The sequence below is a fragment of the Micromonospora sp. NPDC048843 genome, from assembly GCF_040649965.1.
Classification (GTDB): domain Bacteria; phylum Actinomycetota; class Actinomycetes; order Mycobacteriales; family Micromonosporaceae; genus Micromonospora; species Micromonospora hortensis.
On record NZ_JBEZGJ010000015.1, the window covers coordinates 1 to 14,963 of the forward strand.

The 14,963-nt window shown below is 71.7% G+C and carries 15 protein-coding genes and 1 tRNA gene; 11 read left to right on the top strand and 5 right to left on the bottom strand.

All coding sequences use genetic code 11. The annotated features are described in order from the left end of the window. Positions 1-2,812, bottom strand: a 2,812-nt coding sequence (gene aceE / locus AB0C20_RS05940) for a pyruvate dehydrogenase (acetyl-transferring), homodimeric type (protein ID WP_357567470.1), incomplete at its 3' end; no start/stop codon positions are given. A 178-nt stretch (positions 2,813-2,990) separates the two neighbouring features. On the opposite strand from aceE, the gene AB0C20_RS05945 reads away from it, so the two are divergent. The 7 genes from AB0C20_RS05945 to AB0C20_RS05975 all read left to right on the top strand — a co-directional run bounded on the left by AB0C20_RS05945 (position 2,991) and on the right by AB0C20_RS05975 (position 8,371). Continuing rightward, positions 2,991-3,464 (top strand): hypothetical protein, encoded by a 474-nt coding sequence (locus AB0C20_RS05945; RefSeq protein ID WP_357181227.1) that lies wholly within the window; start codon positions 2,991-2,993, stop codon positions 3,462-3,464. Between the two features lie 26 nt (positions 3,465-3,490). Continuing rightward, positions 3,491-3,895, top strand: a complete 405-nt coding sequence (locus AB0C20_RS05950) for a YjbQ family protein (RefSeq protein ID WP_167457620.1) — start codon at positions 3,491-3,493, stop codon at positions 3,893-3,895. Between the two features lie 240 nt (positions 3,896-4,135). Continuing rightward, positions 4,136-4,540 carry a MarR family winged helix-turn-helix transcriptional regulator gene (locus AB0C20_RS05955; protein ID WP_357567502.1) on the top strand — a complete coding sequence of 135 codons (405 nt, stop codon included), beginning with the start codon at positions 4,136-4,138 and terminating at the stop codon, positions 4,538-4,540. 51 nt (positions 4,541-4,591) lie between these two features. Next, positions 4,592-7,123, top strand: coding sequence for a thiamine pyrophosphate-dependent enzyme (locus AB0C20_RS05960; RefSeq protein ID WP_357567471.1), 2,532 nt, complete (start codon positions 4,592-4,594; stop codon positions 7,121-7,123). A gap of 112 nt (positions 7,124-7,235) precedes the next feature. Continuing rightward, positions 7,236-7,673, top strand: coding sequence for a DUF3052 domain-containing protein (locus tag AB0C20_RS05965; protein WP_030330240.1), 438 nt, complete (start codon positions 7,236-7,238; stop codon positions 7,671-7,673). 87 nt (positions 7,674-7,760) lie between these two features. Continuing rightward, complete coding sequence (locus AB0C20_RS05970; protein ID WP_357567472.1) at positions 7,761-8,225, top strand: peroxiredoxin; 465 nt, start codon at positions 7,761-7,763, stop codon at positions 8,223-8,225. 74 nt (positions 8,226-8,299) lie between these two features. Then, positions 8,300-8,371: transfer RNA gene (locus tag AB0C20_RS05975), tRNA-Val, on the top strand. A 69-nt stretch (positions 8,372-8,440) separates the two neighbouring features. On the opposite strand, the gene AB0C20_RS05980 is transcribed toward AB0C20_RS05975, so the two are convergent. Continuing rightward, complete coding sequence (locus AB0C20_RS05980; protein WP_357567473.1) at positions 8,441-9,184, bottom strand: SDR family oxidoreductase; 744 nt, start codon at positions 9,182-9,184, stop codon at positions 8,441-8,443. 235 nt (positions 9,185-9,419) lie between these two features. Between AB0C20_RS05980 and AB0C20_RS05985 the strand changes: the two genes are divergently transcribed. Continuing rightward, positions 9,420-10,052, top strand: a complete 633-nt coding sequence (locus tag AB0C20_RS05985) for an HAD-IA family hydrolase (RefSeq protein ID WP_357567474.1) — start codon at positions 9,420-9,422, stop codon at positions 10,050-10,052. Positions 10,053-10,058: 6 nt separating this feature from the next. Here the strand turns inward: AB0C20_RS05985 and AB0C20_RS05990 are convergent, their stop codons facing one another. Further along, on the bottom strand, positions 10,059-10,652 hold the full coding sequence (locus tag AB0C20_RS05990; protein ID WP_357567475.1) for a Pr6Pr family membrane protein: 594 nt from the start codon (positions 10,650-10,652) through the stop codon (positions 10,059-10,061). Positions 10,653-10,709: 57 nt separating this feature from the next. After that, positions 10,710-11,975, bottom strand: coding sequence for a glycosyltransferase (locus AB0C20_RS05995; RefSeq protein WP_357567476.1), 1,266 nt, complete (start codon positions 11,973-11,975; stop codon positions 10,710-10,712). A 122-nt stretch (positions 11,976-12,097) separates the two neighbouring features. On the opposite strand from AB0C20_RS05995, the gene AB0C20_RS06000 reads away from it, so the two are divergent. Further along, positions 12,098-12,577, top strand: coding sequence for an N-acetyltransferase (locus tag AB0C20_RS06000; protein ID WP_357181212.1), 480 nt, complete (start codon positions 12,098-12,100; stop codon positions 12,575-12,577). Between the two features lie 93 nt (positions 12,578-12,670). Next, positions 12,671-13,813, top strand: coding sequence for a polysaccharide pyruvyl transferase family protein (locus tag AB0C20_RS06005; protein WP_238680330.1), 1,143 nt, complete (start codon positions 12,671-12,673; stop codon positions 13,811-13,813). Positions 13,814-13,821: 8 nt separating this feature from the next. Here AB0C20_RS06005 and AB0C20_RS06010 read toward each other — a convergent pair whose 3' ends face one another. Beyond that, positions 13,822-14,028 (bottom strand): hypothetical protein, encoded by a 207-nt coding sequence (locus AB0C20_RS06010; protein WP_030488784.1) that lies wholly within the window; start codon positions 14,026-14,028, stop codon positions 13,822-13,824. Between the two features lie 82 nt (positions 14,029-14,110). Between AB0C20_RS06010 and AB0C20_RS06015 the strand changes: the two genes are divergently transcribed. Continuing rightward, positions 14,111-14,629 (top strand): DinB family protein, encoded by a 519-nt coding sequence (locus AB0C20_RS06015; protein WP_357181208.1) that lies wholly within the window; start codon positions 14,111-14,113, stop codon positions 14,627-14,629. Positions 14,630-14,963: the final 334 nt, after the last annotated feature.

The following is a 14,963-nucleotide window of genomic DNA, read 5'->3' on the forward strand; positions in this document are numbered from 1 at the left end:
CGACGCCACCGACTACGCCACGGCTACCGACGCGGTGGTGACAGCGGCACACGAACGGCGTCCCCTCGCGCTGACCGCGTTGGCGGTGCACGGTGCCGACCGGGGCGGCGTTGACGTCGTCGATCGCGTACTTCTTGGCGGCCTCGGCCGGCACCGTGGTCGCCACCGCGCCGCTGCGGGCGAGCTGCCGCAGCGTGGCCACCACGATCGACTCCGCGTCGACGTGGAAGTGCCGGCGCAGCGCGTGCCGGGTGTCCGACATGCCGAAACCGTCGGTGCCGAGCGACGTGTAGTCGCCGGGTACCCACCGGGCGATCAGATCCGGTACCGCGCGCATGAAGTCGCTGACCGCGATCTTCGGCCCGTCCGCCTCGGCCAGCTTCTGCTGGATGTACGGAACCTTCGCCTCGGCGCCCGGGTTGAGGAGGTTGTACTCCTCGGTCTCCACCGCGTCGCGGCGCAGCTCGGTCCAGGAGGTCACCGACCAGACGTCGGCGCCCACCCCCCAGTCCTGGGCGAGGAGCTGCTGGGCCTTGAGCGCCCACTGCATCCCGGTGCCCGAGGCGAGCAAGTTGGCCTTCGGACCGTCGACCTGCGGTGCCGGCGAGTAGCGGTAGATGCCCTTGAGCAGGCCCTCCACGTCCACGTCGGCCGGCTCGGCCGGCTGGAGGGTCGGCTCGTTGTAGACAGTCAGGTAGTAGAAGACGTTCTCCTGCGCGTCCCCGTACATCCGGTGCAGACCCTGCTCCAGGATGTGCGCGATCTCGTACGCGAACGCCGGGTCGTACGCCACCACTGCCGGGTTGGTCGCGGCGATCAGCAGCGAGTGCCCGTCCTCGTGCTGAAGGCCCTCACCGTTGAGCGTGGTCCGACCCGCCGTGGCGCCGAGCAGGAAGCCCCGGGCCATCTGGTCGGCCGCTGCCCACAACCCGTCGGCGGTCCGCTGGAACCCGAACATCGAGTAGAAGATGTACATCGGGATCATCGGCTCGTCGTGCGTGGCGTACGCCGAACCGGCAGCGGTGAACGAGGCCACCGAACCGGCCTCGTTGATCCCCTCGTGCAGGATCTGCCCGGAGGTCGACTCCTTGTACGACAGGAACAGCTCGCGGTCGACCGAGGTGTAACGCTGGCCGTGCGGCGAGTAGATCTTCGCGGTCGGGAAGATCGAGTCCAGACCGAAGGTGCGGGCCTCGTCCGGGATGATCGGCACCCAACGCTTGCCGAACTCCTTGTCCTTCATCACGTCCTTGAGCAGACGGACGAAGGCCTGCGTGGTGGCCACCTTCTGCTTGCCAGAGCCGCGCTTGATGTCGGCGAACCGCTCCGGCCCGGGGATGGCCAGCCGCTTCGTGCTGGTCCGCCGGGACGGCAGGTACCCGCCGAGCTGCTCGCGCCGCTCCTTGAGGTACGCCAGCTCCTCGGACTTCTCGCCCGGGTGGTAGTACGGCGGCAGGTAGGGGTTGTCCTCCAGCGCCGAGTCCGGGATGTCCAGGTAGAGCCGGTCACGGAAGGTCTTCAGGTCCTCCAGCGTCAGCTTCTTCATCTGGTGGGTCGCGTTGCGGCCCTCGAAGTGCGAGCCGAGGGTCCAGCCCTTGATCGTCTTCGCCAGGATGACAGTGGGCTGACCGGTGTGCTCGGTGGCCGCCTTGTAGGCCGCGTAGAGCTTGCGGTAGTCGTGCCCACCCCGCTTGAGGTTCCAGATCTCGTCGTCGCTGAGCGGCTCGACCATCTTGCGGGTCCGTGCGTCACGGCCGAAGAAGTGCTCTCGCACGTACGCGCCGGACTCCGCCTTGTAGGTCTGGTAGTCGCCGTCGGTCGTCGTGTTCATCAGGTTGACCAACGCGCCGTCGGTGTCCGCGGCGAGCAGCGGGTCCCACTCACGACCCCAGACGACCTTGATCACGTTCCAGCCGGCACCCCGGAAGAACGCCTCGAGCTCCTGCATGACCTTGCCGTTGCCCCGGACCGGGCCGTCCAGCCGCTGCAGGTTGCAGTTGATCACGAAGGTGAGGTTGTCCAGCTCCTCGCGGGCCGCGACGCCGATGGCGCCGAGCGTCTCCGGCTCGTCCATCTCGCCGTCGCCGAGGAACGCCCAGACGTGCTGCTGGGAGGTGTCCTTGATGCCGCGGTGCTGCAGGTACCTGTTGAACCGGGCCTGGTAGATCGCGTTCAGACCGCCGAGACCCATCGAGACGGTGGGGAACTCCCAGAAGTCCGGCATCAGCCGAGGGTGCGGGTACGAGGGCAGCCCACCACCGGGGTGCGACAGCTCCTGGCGGAACCCGTCGAGCTGGTGCTCGCTGAGCCGCCCCTCCAGGAACGCCCGCGCGTACATGCCGGGGGAGGCGTGGCCCTGGTAGAAGATCTGGTCGCCACCGCCCGGGTGGTTCTTGCCCCGGAAGAAGTGGTTGAAGCCCACCTCGTAGAGCGAGGCCGAGCTGGCGAAGGTGGAGATGTGCCCGCCGACGCCGATCTCCGGGCGCTGCGCCCGGTGCACCAGCATGGCGGCGTTCCACCGGACGTATGCCCGGATCCTCCGCTCGACGTGCTCGTCACCCGGGAACCAGGGCTCGCGCTCCGACGGGATGGTGTTGATGTAATCGGTGGTGGTCAGGGGCGGAACCCCGACCTGGCGCTCACGGGCCCGCTCCAGCAGGCGCAGCATGACGTAGCGGGCGCGTTTGGCCCCGCGTTCGTCGATGACACCGTCAAGCGACTCGACCCATTCGCTTGTCTCTTCAGGGTCGATGTCCGGAAGCTGGCTCGGTAGGCCGTCGCTGATCACCGGGCGCTTGCGTTCCGTAGCCACAGGCGTTCCCTCGGTTGTGTGTGGGATAGGTCTCTAGCGCCATCCTGCCCCCTGGTGGCACCCGTCGTCACGTCTAGGTCCCCCCGACGCGATGCTGAACACAGGTACTCGCCGGTAACTTAACGCGACGACCGTGGGAAACCTGAGCGGTTTGACCGCCGGTCCTACCGTTACCGCCATGAACGGACGCCGTGTCGCGGTCGCCGCGAGCATGATCGTTGTCGGGGTGGTTGGCCTGGTCATCGGCGCTGTCGCCCTCGCCTCCGGCAACCTGCCGATGGTCGGACTGGTGGCCCTCGGCGCCCTGGTGGCAGTGCTCGGCGCGGGCCTGCTGCGCGACGCGATCCGCGCGGCCCGTCTGGGCGGCCAGGATGGCCGCCGCCGCCGCCGTCCGGACCCGGACGGCGCCGGGTACGGCTTCTACCCGATGCCCGCCGGGGACGCCGGGAGCGGGCACGTCGGCCGTCAGCGCGACGGTGACCACGACAGCTCCGACGGTACGGAGCCGGCCGGCGGCAGCGGCGACTCCGGGGGAGGCTGGTCCGGCTGGGGCTGGTCCAGCGGCGACTCCGGTGGCGGCTGGTCCGGCGGCGACTCCGGTGGCGGCTGGTCCGGCGGCGGCGACTCCGGCGGCGGTGGCGGCAGTTCCTGACCGCACCCTGCGGCAGAATGCGACGTATGCGCAGCGACGTGATCACCGTCCAGACCGGGTCCCGGCCGACGGTCCGGGACATCACCGCGGAGGCCCAGCAGTTCGTCTCGGGCGAGGGCGACGGCCTGCTGCACGTCTTCGTGCCGCACGCCACCGCCGGCCTGGCGATCATCGAGACCGGCTCGGGTTCCGACGACGACCTGCTCAGCGCCGTTGACGACCTGCTCCCCACCGAGGACCGCTGGCGGCACCGACACGGCTCGCCCGGCCACGGCCGCGACCACGTGCTGCCGGCGTTCATCCCGCCGTACGCCACGCTGCCGGTGCTCGGCGGTCGACTGGCGCTCGGCACCTGGCAGTCGATCTGCCTCGTCGACACCAACGGCGACAACCCGACCCGCCAGGTCCGCTTCTCCTTCCTCCCCGCCTAATCCCGCCCCTCTCCCGGCGATCTTGCACTTACTGTCCCGACACAAGGGACATCCCACTCATCTGGACAACCGAAACTGCAAGATCGGCGCAGCGGGTGCGCGGGGTGGCCCGTCCTGGCCTGATCGGTGAGCTGGCGGTGACGGGCTGTTGCGTACGATGTGGTCGTGACGCGGCAGGTGGGTTCAGCGGTGGGCGGTCCGGTGGATCGGGCCGGTGTCGCCGTCGATGTGGTGCGGCGGATGGCGCACGTCACCGCCGCGTTGCGACACCGGCAGGGTTCCGCGTTCGCCGAGTTGGGGCTCACCCCGGCGGCGGCCCGGGCGCTGCGGGAGTTGGACCCGGACCACCCGCTGCCGGCCCGGGATCTCGCCGGTCAGTTGGGTTGTGACCGGTCGAACGTGACGGTGCTTGTCGACAAGCTGGAGCAGGCCGGGCTGGTCGAGCGCCGCACCGACTCGACGGACCGGCGGCAGAAGACGCTGGTGGTGACCGAGGAGGGCCGCGTCGTGCGAGCCCGGGTGATCGAGGTGATGTCCGACTCCCGACTCCTGTCCGGGCTGAGCGACCAGGAGCTGAGCACCCTTCGTGACCTGGTCTGGAAGGTGTCCGACGGCGGCTGTCCGGAGTCCCTCGGGCCGGAGTGAGCGCACCCCTGCCGGCCGTGTCCCACTGGGCGAGCAGGCCTTCCGTCGGTAATGCTGTCCGACGTGACCACCCCGCAAGATCTCGACGACCGGTTCCGGGAGACGCTGGCGGCGCTGCCTGCCGCCGAGCGGCGGCGTGACCCCGCCGACCCGGTCACCGACGACGCCCCGCTGACCGGCGCGCAGGTGCTTGACCTGTTCGACGCGCAGGTGACCAGCCGGCAGCTCGATCTGGCCGGCCGCTGGTTGCGCAGCTTCGGGGAGGGTTTCTACACCATCGGCTCGGCCGGGCACGAGGGCAACGCCGCTGTCGCCGCCGCGCTGCGTCCCACCGATCCGGCGCTGCTGCACTACCGCTCGGGCGCCTTCTACTGCCTGCGCGCCGCCCAGGTCGCCGCCGACCCGACGCTGGTCACCGACTCCCAGCCGTCCGCCGACCCGGACCAGGACGACGACCGAGTGCGGGCCGTTGGCGCCGAGCGGTCCGCCGACAGTGGGTCGACAGTCGACGGCGCATCGACCCGCGCACCCGAGCCGACCGCCGACCCGCAGGTGTCCGAGTCGGAGCGGGACGGGACCGAACCGAGCGGGGCCGCCAACGGGTTCGCGGCGTACGCCGAAGCGGCCCGGGACGTGCTGCGCGGGATGGTCGCGTCCAGCCTCGAACCGATCGCCGGGGGCCGGCACAAGGTGTTCGGCCGGGCCGACCTGGCCATCGTGCCGACGACCTCGACCATCGCCTCGCACCTGCCCCGCGCTGTCGGAATGGGACTGGCAGTGGAGCGGCTGCGTCGGCTGGACAGCGCCGGACGGCGTACCGGGGCCGGGGTGCGGGTCGGCAGCGGCGCGGGGGCCACGCACGCCCCCTGGCCACCGGACGCCATAGTGGTCTGTTCCTTCGGCGACGCCTCGGTCAACCACGCCAGCGCCACCGCCGCCTTCAACACCGCCGGCTGGTACGACCACGCGGGGCTGCGGATTCCGGTGCTCTTCGTCTGCGAGGACAACGGGCTGGGCATCAGCGTCCGCTCGCCGGAGGGCTGGGTCGAGGCGACCCTGCGGGCCAAGCCGGGCATCCGCTACTTCAGCGCTGACGGAGTCGACCCGGTGCGGACGTACGAGGTGGCGGCGGAGGCCGCGGCCTGGGTACGCCGCAACCGGCGGCCGGCGGTGCTGCACCTGCGCACCGTACGGCTGATGGGGCACGCCGGGGCGGACTCGGAGTCGGCGTACCGGAGTCCGGCCGAGCTGGCCGAGGACCTGGACCGGGACCCGGTGGCCGCCACCGCGCGGCTACTTGTCGACGCTGGCGTGGCGACCGGCGAGGAGCTGCTGGCCCGGTACGACGAGACCGGCTGGCAGGTACGCCGGCTGGCCGAGGAGGTGCTGGGCGAGCCGAAGTTGGCCTCCGCTGCCGACGTGGTGTCGGCGCTGGCCCCACGTCGTCCGGTGCGGGTGGCGCGGGCGGTGGCCGACGCCGCGGCGCGGGCCAGCGGGCCGGGCGCGGGCGCCCGGGCGGAGGCGTTCGGCGGGAAGCCGCCGGAGCTGGCCGGGCCGATGACCCTGGCGCAGAGCATCAACGCCGCGCTCGCCGACGGGATGCTCGACCACCCGCAGATGGCGCTCTTCGGTGAGGACGTGGCCGCCAAGGGCGGCGTGTACGGGGTGACGAAGGGGCTGCGCGACCGGTTCGGGGCGGCCCGGGTCTTCGACACACTGCTCGACGAGACGTCGGTGCTCGGGCTGGGCCTCGGTGCCGGGCTGGCCGGGATGCTGCCGGTGCCGGAGATCCAGTACCTGGCGTACCTGCACAACGCCGAGGACCAGTTGCGCGGTGAGGCGGCCACCATGCGGTTCTTCTCGCAGGGGGCGTTCCGCAACCCGATGGTGGTGCGGGTGGCGGGCCTGGCGTACCAGGAGGGATTCGGCGGGCACTTCCACAACGACAACTCGGTGGCCGTACTCCGGGATGTGCCCGGTCTGGTGGTCGCGGTGCCGGCGCGGCCGGACGATGCCGCGCCCATGCTGCGGACCTGTCTGGCGAGCGCGGCGGTGGACGGCAGCGTCTGCGTGTTCCTGGAACCGATCGCGCTCTACCACACCCGCGATCTGTACACGGATGGTGACGGGGAGTGGTTGGCCGGCTATCCCGAGCCGGGCGGGTGGGTGGCCGGTCACGTGCCGATCGGGCGGGCCCGGGTCTACCGGGTCGGCTCGGCGGACGACCTCACCATCATCACCTTCGGTAACGGGGTACGGATGTCGCTGCGGGCCGCTGCCGTCCTCGCCGAGGAGGGGGTGGGCACCCGCGTGGTGGACCTGCGCTGGCTGGCTCCGCTGCCGGTGGCCGACATCATCAGGGAATCCTCGGCGACCGGCCGGGTGCTGGTGGTGGACGAGACGCGCCGCTCCGGCGGGGTCGGCGAGGGCGTGATCGCCGCGCTGGTCGACGCCGGATATGTGGGCGCCGCACGTCGAGTGGCGGGAGTTGACTCGTTTGTACCATTAGGTCCGGCAGCACGCCACGTACTGGTCTCCGCTGAAGCCATTACCGACGGTGCCCGTACGCTGCTGGCACGGTAAATTCCGTTCCACCCGGTGCGCCACTTGCGCGCAGCCCAACAACTGTGTGGACTTTGCCTGACGGCGTCGCACCGACGCCGCGAGCAGGGACGAGATGAGGAGGCACGCGACAGTGAGCGCGACCGCTGGTCAGGCCGCCGACGGGGTACGCAGCCTGGCGGACCGGTTCGGAATCGAACCGGGGATGGTCGTCATGGAGATGGGGTACGACGACGACGTCGACCAGGATCTCCGAGACGCCCTGACCGACCGCTGTGGAGATCTGGTCGACGAGGACACCGACGAGGTGGTCGACGCGGTGCTGGTCTGGTACCGGGACGGCGACGGTGACCTTTTCGAGCTGCTCGTCGATGCCCTCGGCCCGCTGGCCGACAACGGCGTCGTGTGGCTGCTCACCCCGAAGGCGGGGCGCGAGGGGCACGTCGAGCCGAGTGAGGTCGCGGAGTCCGCGCCCACCGCCGGCCTTCAGCAGACCTCGACCGTCAACGCCGGCCGGGACTGGAGCGGCGCCCGTCTGGTGCTGCGTCGAGGGGCCAAGGCCAAGAAGTAGCCAGCGCCGCTCCGCTCGCCCGACGGTCCGCCCACCGCCGGGTAGCAGGCTGACGCCGTCACCCGACTCGACGCGAGGGGAGTTCGCATGCCCATCGAGGTTGGTGCCGAAGCACCCGACTTCGTGCTCAAGGACCAGAACAACCAGGAGGTCCGCCTCTCTGACTTCCGGGGCAGGCGCGCCGTGCTGCTGGTCTTCTACCCGCTCGCCTTCACCGGCACCTGCCAGGGCGAGTTGGGCGAGGTGCGCGACAACCTCGGCGAGTACGTGAACGACGACGTCCAGGTGCTGACCGTCAGCGTCGACTCGGCCTACAGCCACAAGATCTGGGCCGACCGTGAGGGCTACCAGTTCCCGATGCTCGCCGACTTCTGGCCGCACGGCGCCGTCGCCCAGGCGTACGGGGTCTTCAACGACGTGGCCGGCTTCGCCAACCGGGGCACCTTCGTCATCGACAAGACCGGCGTGGCCCGCTTCGCCGAGATGAACGGCCCGGGCGAGGCCCGCGACCAGCAGGGCTGGCGCAAGGCCATCGCCGAAGCGACAAACTGACCGGGGTACGCCGTGCGCCCGGGTCGGTGGCGGGCAGGTAAGCTTGCCAGCCACCGGCCCGCCACGGGCGATCCGGGCGCGTAGCTCAGTGGGAGAGCACTCGCCTTACAAGCGAGGGGTCGCAGGTTCGAAACCTGCCGCGCCCACCTTTCAGTACGACGTAGCCGCCCGCGAGGACCCGCCCCGGCACGAGCAGTCAGGCGAGGGTCGACGGGTCAGCTGGTGAAGCCACCGTCGACGTTGACCACCGCTCCGGTCACGTAGCCGGCCTCGGGGCTGGCCAGGTGCGCGACGGTGGCCGCGATGTCGGCGGGGCGAGCGTACCGGCCGACGGCGGTGAATCCGCTGATCGCCGCCGCGTTCGGGCCGTCTGCCGGGTTGGCGTCGGTGTCCGTCGGCCCGGGGTTGACCAGGTTGACGGTGATGGCTCGTGGGCCCAGTTCACGGGCCAGACCCCGGGTCAGCCCGACCAGAGCGGTCTTGCTCATCGCGTAGAGCGTCAGCCCGGGAAAGACCGCCCGTTCACCGACGTTGCTGCCGATGCTGATGATCCGTCCGCCGTCGCCCAGGTGCCGCAGGGCCGCCCGCGCGGCGACGTACGGTGCCCGGATGTTGACCGCGATCGTCTGCTCCATCTCTGCCGAGCCGAGCTCGTCCAGGGCGCCGACCAGGAACACCGCGGCGTTGTTCACAAGGATGTCCAACCGGCCCAGTTCGGCGGCCGCCCGGTCGACCGCGCCCCGCACGGCGACCGGGTCGGCGCCGTCCGCCTGGATCGCCAGCGCTCTGCGGCCCAGCGCCTCGATCTGCTTCACCACGATCGCGGCCCGCTCGGCGTCCTGCCGGTAGGTCAGCGCCACGTCGGCCCCGTCCTGTGCCAGGCGCAGCGCGATGCCGGCTCCGATGCCCCGGGAACCGCCGGTCACCAAGGCGACCTTGTCGTTGAGTGTCGTCGTCATGCAAACGATCATCTGTCCGCGCAGCCCTCCCGTCTGGCGGCCATCGGACGTCTCGCTCCGACCTCAAGGTCCGATTCCCGCGATCCTCGACGGCCTGCCGACCCGGCGGGCCGCCATGATCCGCGCAACGTCACGGATCCTGCTGCCTCACCCGGCGACGAGACAGCAGGATCACCGAAGTTGCGCGGATCTTGCGAGGTGGGGGAGGGTGGGGCGAGCGATTCGGGGAGCGTGGGTGGTGGAACTGGCGGGCATTGGCGCGGTGCTGTTCGACATGGACGGCACCCTTGTCGACTCCGACGCCGCAGTGGAGCGGGCCTGGGAACGGTGGGCCGCCGAGTACGCCGTCGACCCTGCTGCGGCGCTGGCGATCGCGCACGGCAGCCCGGCCGAGCGGACCATCCGCCGGCTGCTGCCCACGCTCGACGACAGCGCGGTAGCCGTGGCTGCGGCGCGACAGCTCGCGTTGCAGTACGACGACCTGTCCGACGTGACCGCCACGCCCGGGGCGCACGAGCTGCTGAACACGCTGGCCCGGCTGGGGTTGCCCTGGGCGGTGGTGACCAGCGCCGACGCACGGCTCGCCGAGGCCCGGCTCGGTGCCGCCGGCATCAAGGCGCCGGTGCTCGTCACTGTGGAAGACGTCAGCGTCGGCAAGCCGGACCCGGAGGGCTACCTGCGGGGCGCGGCGCTGCTGGGCGTACCAGTGGCGCGGTGCCTGGTCGTCGAGGACGCCGAGGTCGGCCTGCGGGCCGGCCGGGCGGCCGGAGCGATGACAGCCGCGCTGAAGGGCCTCGACGGCGACCTGCGTCTACGTGACCTGGCGCAACTGGCGCACCAACTGGAGTCGACGCCGTCGGCACCCTGACCACTGTCAACCGGTGCGCTGCCTGGTCAGGCGAACCGCGGCCAGGGCGATCAGCAGCAGTGTGACGCCGAAGAGCAGGGCGTTGAGGGCGACCGTGGGGTACCCGAGTCGGGGTACGTCGAGGAACGGGTAGAGGTAGCGGCCCTCGGCCCCGCCGACGGCCCCCCGGACCAGGGTCACCGTCAGCCACAGCAGCGGGTAGCCGAGCAGGCTGACCGCGTACGCGGGGCGCAGCGCGGCCCGAGGTCGGCGGTTGAGCCACTGCGCGGCGGCCAGCGGCGGCACCACGGCGTGCAGCAGCAGGTTGGCGGCGTCGGAGACCAGCCCCCGAGCCTCGGGGGTCGCCACCATGGCGTAGCCGCTCCACGGGTTGGCCAGTACGCCGACGAAGACCACTGCGGTGCCGACGAGATAGACGGTGAGCGCGGTACGCACCCGGTCACCGCACCCGACCAGCAACACCACCAGGTAGGCCAGGTCGACCTGCACTGTGAAGTAGAAGAGCAGCTCGACGGGCTCCTCGCGGGCGGCGATTCCGGCGAGCACCAGCCCGACGGCGAGCACCAGCGCGGTGCTCATCCGCAGGACCCGGTCGGCCACCGGCGGACGCTACCACCGTCACATCGATGAACGCCACGATGAGCAGCGGCGCCCGGTTCACGGCGCCGGGTCGACTGGTCGTTCCGACCTGGCCCCCGCGTCACCTCGCCGCGCCTTGGGAATGGCAGCTCCCAACGGGCCGACGGGCGGCAGCGACGCGTACAGCTTGACCAGCTCGGCCAGGTAGCGCTGGGCGGACCAGTCCGTCGCCGCCGCCAGGCCGTCCCGGATCACGGCCCCGCGCAACTCCCGCTCGGTCAGCAGCCGGGTGAGCAACGCCCCGAGCGCTGCCGGGCTGGGCTCGGCGACCGGTCGGGTGGTGCCGGTGCCGGGTCGCTCGGCGAGCAAAGTGTCCACCATGGCCACCGGCAGTCCGTACGCCTCGGCCTCGGCGAGCACCAGGCCCTGCGTGTCGGTGGTGGAGGTGAACGCCAGCACGTCCGCCGCCCGGTAGTGGGCGCCGACCCGGTGGCGTGGCACCGGACGGAGCAGGTGCAGCGCGCCGCTGACGCCGTACCGACGGGCGATCCGGCGGACCGCGAGCCGGTGTCGCCGGGCCCCGAGCAGCACCAGCCGGGCGGCCGGCAGCTCGCGGCGGACCTGGGCGAACGCCGCCAGCAGCAGCTCGGGATTCTTCTCCGGCGTGGCCCGTCCCACAGCGAGCAGCACAGGCGCGTCCGCCGGGATGCCGAGCCGGGCCCGCAGCCGCCGCCGGTCGTCGGCGTCGACGCGCGGTGCGGCCGCCGGGGTCGGCAGGACCACGATCGGGGTACGCCCCGCCATCGTCGTCATCATCGCCGCGGTCTTCGCCGAGGGAGCGATCAGAACAGTGGTGTGGGACAGGAGAGTTCGCCCGAGCGCCGCCAGTCGGGCCTGTCGACCCGGCCCGGGGTGGGCGAGCGCCCACAGGTCGGCCGCCCGCCAGCGCAGGCCCAGCCGTAGGCCGGCGTACGCGGCCCCGATCGGGATCTCCGGGTAGTGCGCGGCGTACGCGACGAGGTCGGTGTGCCAGGTCAGCACTGTCGGTACGCCCCGGGTGGCGGCCCACCGCAGGCCGGCGACGCCGAGCGGGCCGGTGGTGTGCACGTGCACCACGTCGACCGGTGCGCTGGGCGGCCGGGGCAGCGCCAACCGGTACGGCCGGGTCGGTACCGACAGCGAGGGCACCTCGCCCGGTCGGCGGCGACACCGGGACAGTGGGCCGGGGCAGTGCAGCACGACCCGGTGCCCGGCGGCGCGCAGCAGCGCCACTGTGGTGCCGACCGAGGTGGCCACCCCCTCCGGGTTGGTGAGGTGGCTGTCGCTGACGTGGGCGATCCGCACGTTGCCATCGTCGCCCGCCCGCGCACCCCCGGCCGTCCCGTCCGCCCCGGCGGGGGAAACAGTTGGCGTGGCCGGACCGGTTCTGCTGCACTACCCGCTCGCGACGACGAAGGGGAGACGCTGTGGAGTTGACGTTGACGCCGATGACGGCACAGGAGTTGGCCCGCCTGCTCGGATCACTGGAACAGGGGTACGCCGATGATCTGGTGGCGCACCGGGGGATGACCCCGGAGGCGGCCCTCGATCGGTCCGTCACCCAGATCCGGGAGTCGCTGCCCGCGGGCGCGGCCACCGAGGGGGCTCTGCTGCGGGTGGGCCGGGTCGGCGACACCGAGGTCGGCTGGATCTGGGTGACACTGCCGACGGCCGCCGCCCCGGACCAGGCCTGGATCCACAACATCGAGGTGCACGAGGAGCACCGAGGACGCGGGCACGCGCGACGGATGATCCAGCTCATCGAGGCCGAACTCGCCCAACTCGGCGTGCCCGAGCTGGGCTTGAACGTCTTCGGTACGAACGCCGTGGCGATCGGCCTCTACCGCAGTCTGGGCTTCGAGGTCACCTCGCAGCAGATGGCGAAGCGCCTCACCGCGGGGAGCTGAGCCGGCGGCGGCCCAGGGACTGGTCCCTTCGGCAGGACTGTTCACCTGCCCAGCGGGAAACCGGCGCGGACCGCACCTGGGGAGGAGCGACGGATGACGCACGGCGCCGGACTGACCATCGGTGTGCTCGGCTCGTACGGTGGGCGAAACCTCGGTGACGAGGCGATCCTCACCGGCCTGCTCACCGATCTGCGTACACAGGAACCGAACGCCCGGATCATCGTCTTCTCTCGGAACCCGGAGCACACCCGGGCCGCACACCCGGATGTCGAAGCGGTGCCCTGGGAGGGCGTCAGCCGCACCGACTCGGCACTGGTCCTGGCCCAGCTCGACCTGCTCATCCTGGGCGGCGGCGGCATCCTGTACGACAGGGAGGCCCGCCGTTACCTACGGGTGGTCCGGGTGGCCCAGGAACGTGGCCTGCCGCTGATCACGTACGCGGTGGGGGTCGGGCCGCTCAGCGACGGCGTCGACACCGGGATGGTCCGGGAGACGCTCTCCAGCGCGACCCAGGTGACGGTCCGGGACCAGGAGTCCCGGATGGTGCTGGAGGAGGCTGGCCTGCTCAACCCGATCACTGTCACCGCGGACCCGGCGTTCCTTTTGCAACCTGAGGAGTTCCCGGCCCACCTGCTGGCCGAGGAGGGTGTGCCGGTCGGCAAGCGCCTCGTCGGGATCAGCGTGCGGGAGCCGGGCCGGGCCGCCGAACGCCTCGACGTGGACGGCTACCACCGGCTGCTGGCCCAGATCGGTGACTTCCTGGTGCACCGGATCGACGCGTACGTGCTGTTCGTGCCGATGGAGCGCGACGACATCCGGCACTCCCACGGGGTGCTGTCGCACATGGTCGCCGCCGAGCGAGGTCGAATCCTGCACGGCACCTACTCTCCGCAGCAGGTGCTGGGGCTGATGCGGCACTTCGACCTGGCCGTCGGCATGCGCCTGCACTTCCTGATCTTCGCGGCGATGGTCGGTACGCCGTTCCTGCCCCTGCCGTACGCCGGCAAGGTCTTCGACCTGGCCCAACGACTCGGCGTGCCGGCGCTACGCGGCGTGGAGCGCGAGGTCGAAGGGCCGCTGCTGGCCGAGGTCGACCGGCTCTGGGACGAGCGGGAGCAACGCGCCGAGGCCACGGCACGACGGGTGGCGGAGGTGTGCGATCAGGCCCGGGGCACCTCGGAGGTCACCCGCGGCGTGTTGGAGAGCCTGCGAAGCCAGACCCTCACCCGGGTCTGAGCGGGCGGTCACACCGCCGGGCCGGTCCACCTGTAGCGCCACTCGCGGGCCTCCTCGCGGGCGGTCTCCAACTCGTAGATCTGCGCGTCGGCCAGCCCACCGGAGCCGAGGTGATGGTGGGTCAGCGGCGGACGGCCGTTGCTGTCCAGTTCGACGGTGATGGTCTGCCCGTCCGCCGTGCCGCCGACGAGAAGGATCTGCACGGATGAAGCCATGCGCCCATCCTGCCCGGCCCAGCGCCCGCCCGCAGCGGATAGCGGGGCAGCGGGGCGCCCGGCCCGTGGCTAGGGTCGGCGGATGGAGCAGACGATCGATCCCACGCTCGGTCCGGTGCTCGCCCGCACCGGCGACGAACGCGCCGTCCTGACCTCGTTCCTCGACTTCCACAGGGCCGTGCTGCTGCGCAAACTGCGCGGTCTCTCCGACGCCGACGCCCGACGCCGGCTGGTGCCGTCGGCTACCACGCTCGCCGGGCTGGTCAAGCACCTGACAATGGTCGAGCGGAACTGGTTCCCGACCCTGTTGGCCCCCGAGCCCGGCGACGTCTACCTGACCTCCGAGGAGGACGCGGTCGCCAGCTTCACGCTGAGCGACCAGGAAAGCATCGTCGGGCTCACCGAGGCGTACGAGCGGGCCTGCGCCCGCTCGCGGGCGGCCGCCGCGAGCATCGACCTCGACCACGTGGTGCCGCACCCACAGCTCGGTGAGGTGTCGCTGCGCTGGATTCTGGTGCACATGATCGAAGAGACCGCCCGGCACGCGGGCCACGCCGACATCCTGCGCGAGCTGACCGACGGCGAGGCCGGCGCGCTCTGAGCCCCGGGTCGTCGCACGCCGTCGGCCGTCAACCGGTGGGCAACAGGCCCGACGGGTACTCCATCCCGTCGTGCGTACAGGCCGCAGCGGCAACCCGCGCCGCGGGTCACCACCACCGACCGGGGCGCCAGCGTGCCGGCGAGCGATGCGGCCCGGTCGCCCAACCGCCGTTCGCGCAGGTCGCCGACCTGGTTCTGCTGAGCGGGGTGCGCCTCGGCCCGGGTCAACGCCGCCCGGACCAGCTCACCGGCCGGATCGGCACCGAGGGTGTCGACCACCAGTACGCGCAGGCCGAGCGCCCGGGCGGCCAACGCCACCCCGGCACCGGTGTTGC

Coding starts and splice junctions, on each gene's coding strand:
- AB0C20_RS05945 (WP_357181227.1), top strand. CDS start 2,991: ATGAACGGACGCCGTGTCGCGGTCGCCGCGAGCATGATCGTTGTCGGG.
- AB0C20_RS05950 (WP_167457620.1), top strand. CDS start 3,491: ATGCGCAGCGACGTGATCACCGTCCAGACCGGGTCCCGGCCGACGGTC.
- AB0C20_RS05955 (WP_357567502.1), top strand. CDS start 4,136: ATGGCGCACGTCACCGCCGCGTTGCGACACCGGCAGGGTTCCGCGTTC.
- AB0C20_RS05960 (WP_357567471.1), top strand. CDS start 4,592: ATGCTGTCCGACGTGACCACCCCGCAAGATCTCGACGACCGGTTCCGG.
- AB0C20_RS05970 (WP_357567472.1), top strand. CDS start 7,761: ATGCCCATCGAGGTTGGTGCCGAAGCACCCGACTTCGTGCTCAAGGAC.
- AB0C20_RS05980 (WP_357567473.1), bottom strand. CDS start 9,184: ATGACGACGACACTCAACGACAAGGTCGCCTTGGTGACCGGCGGTTCC.
- AB0C20_RS06005 (WP_238680330.1), top strand. CDS start 12,671: ATGACGCACGGCGCCGGACTGACCATCGGTGTGCTCGGCTCGTACGGT.
- AB0C20_RS06010 (WP_030488784.1), bottom strand. CDS start 14,028: ATGGCTTCATCCGTGCAGATCCTTCTCGTCGGCGGCACGGCGGACGGG.
- AB0C20_RS06015 (WP_357181208.1), top strand. CDS start 14,111: ATGGAGCAGACGATCGATCCCACGCTCGGTCCGGTGCTCGCCCGCACC.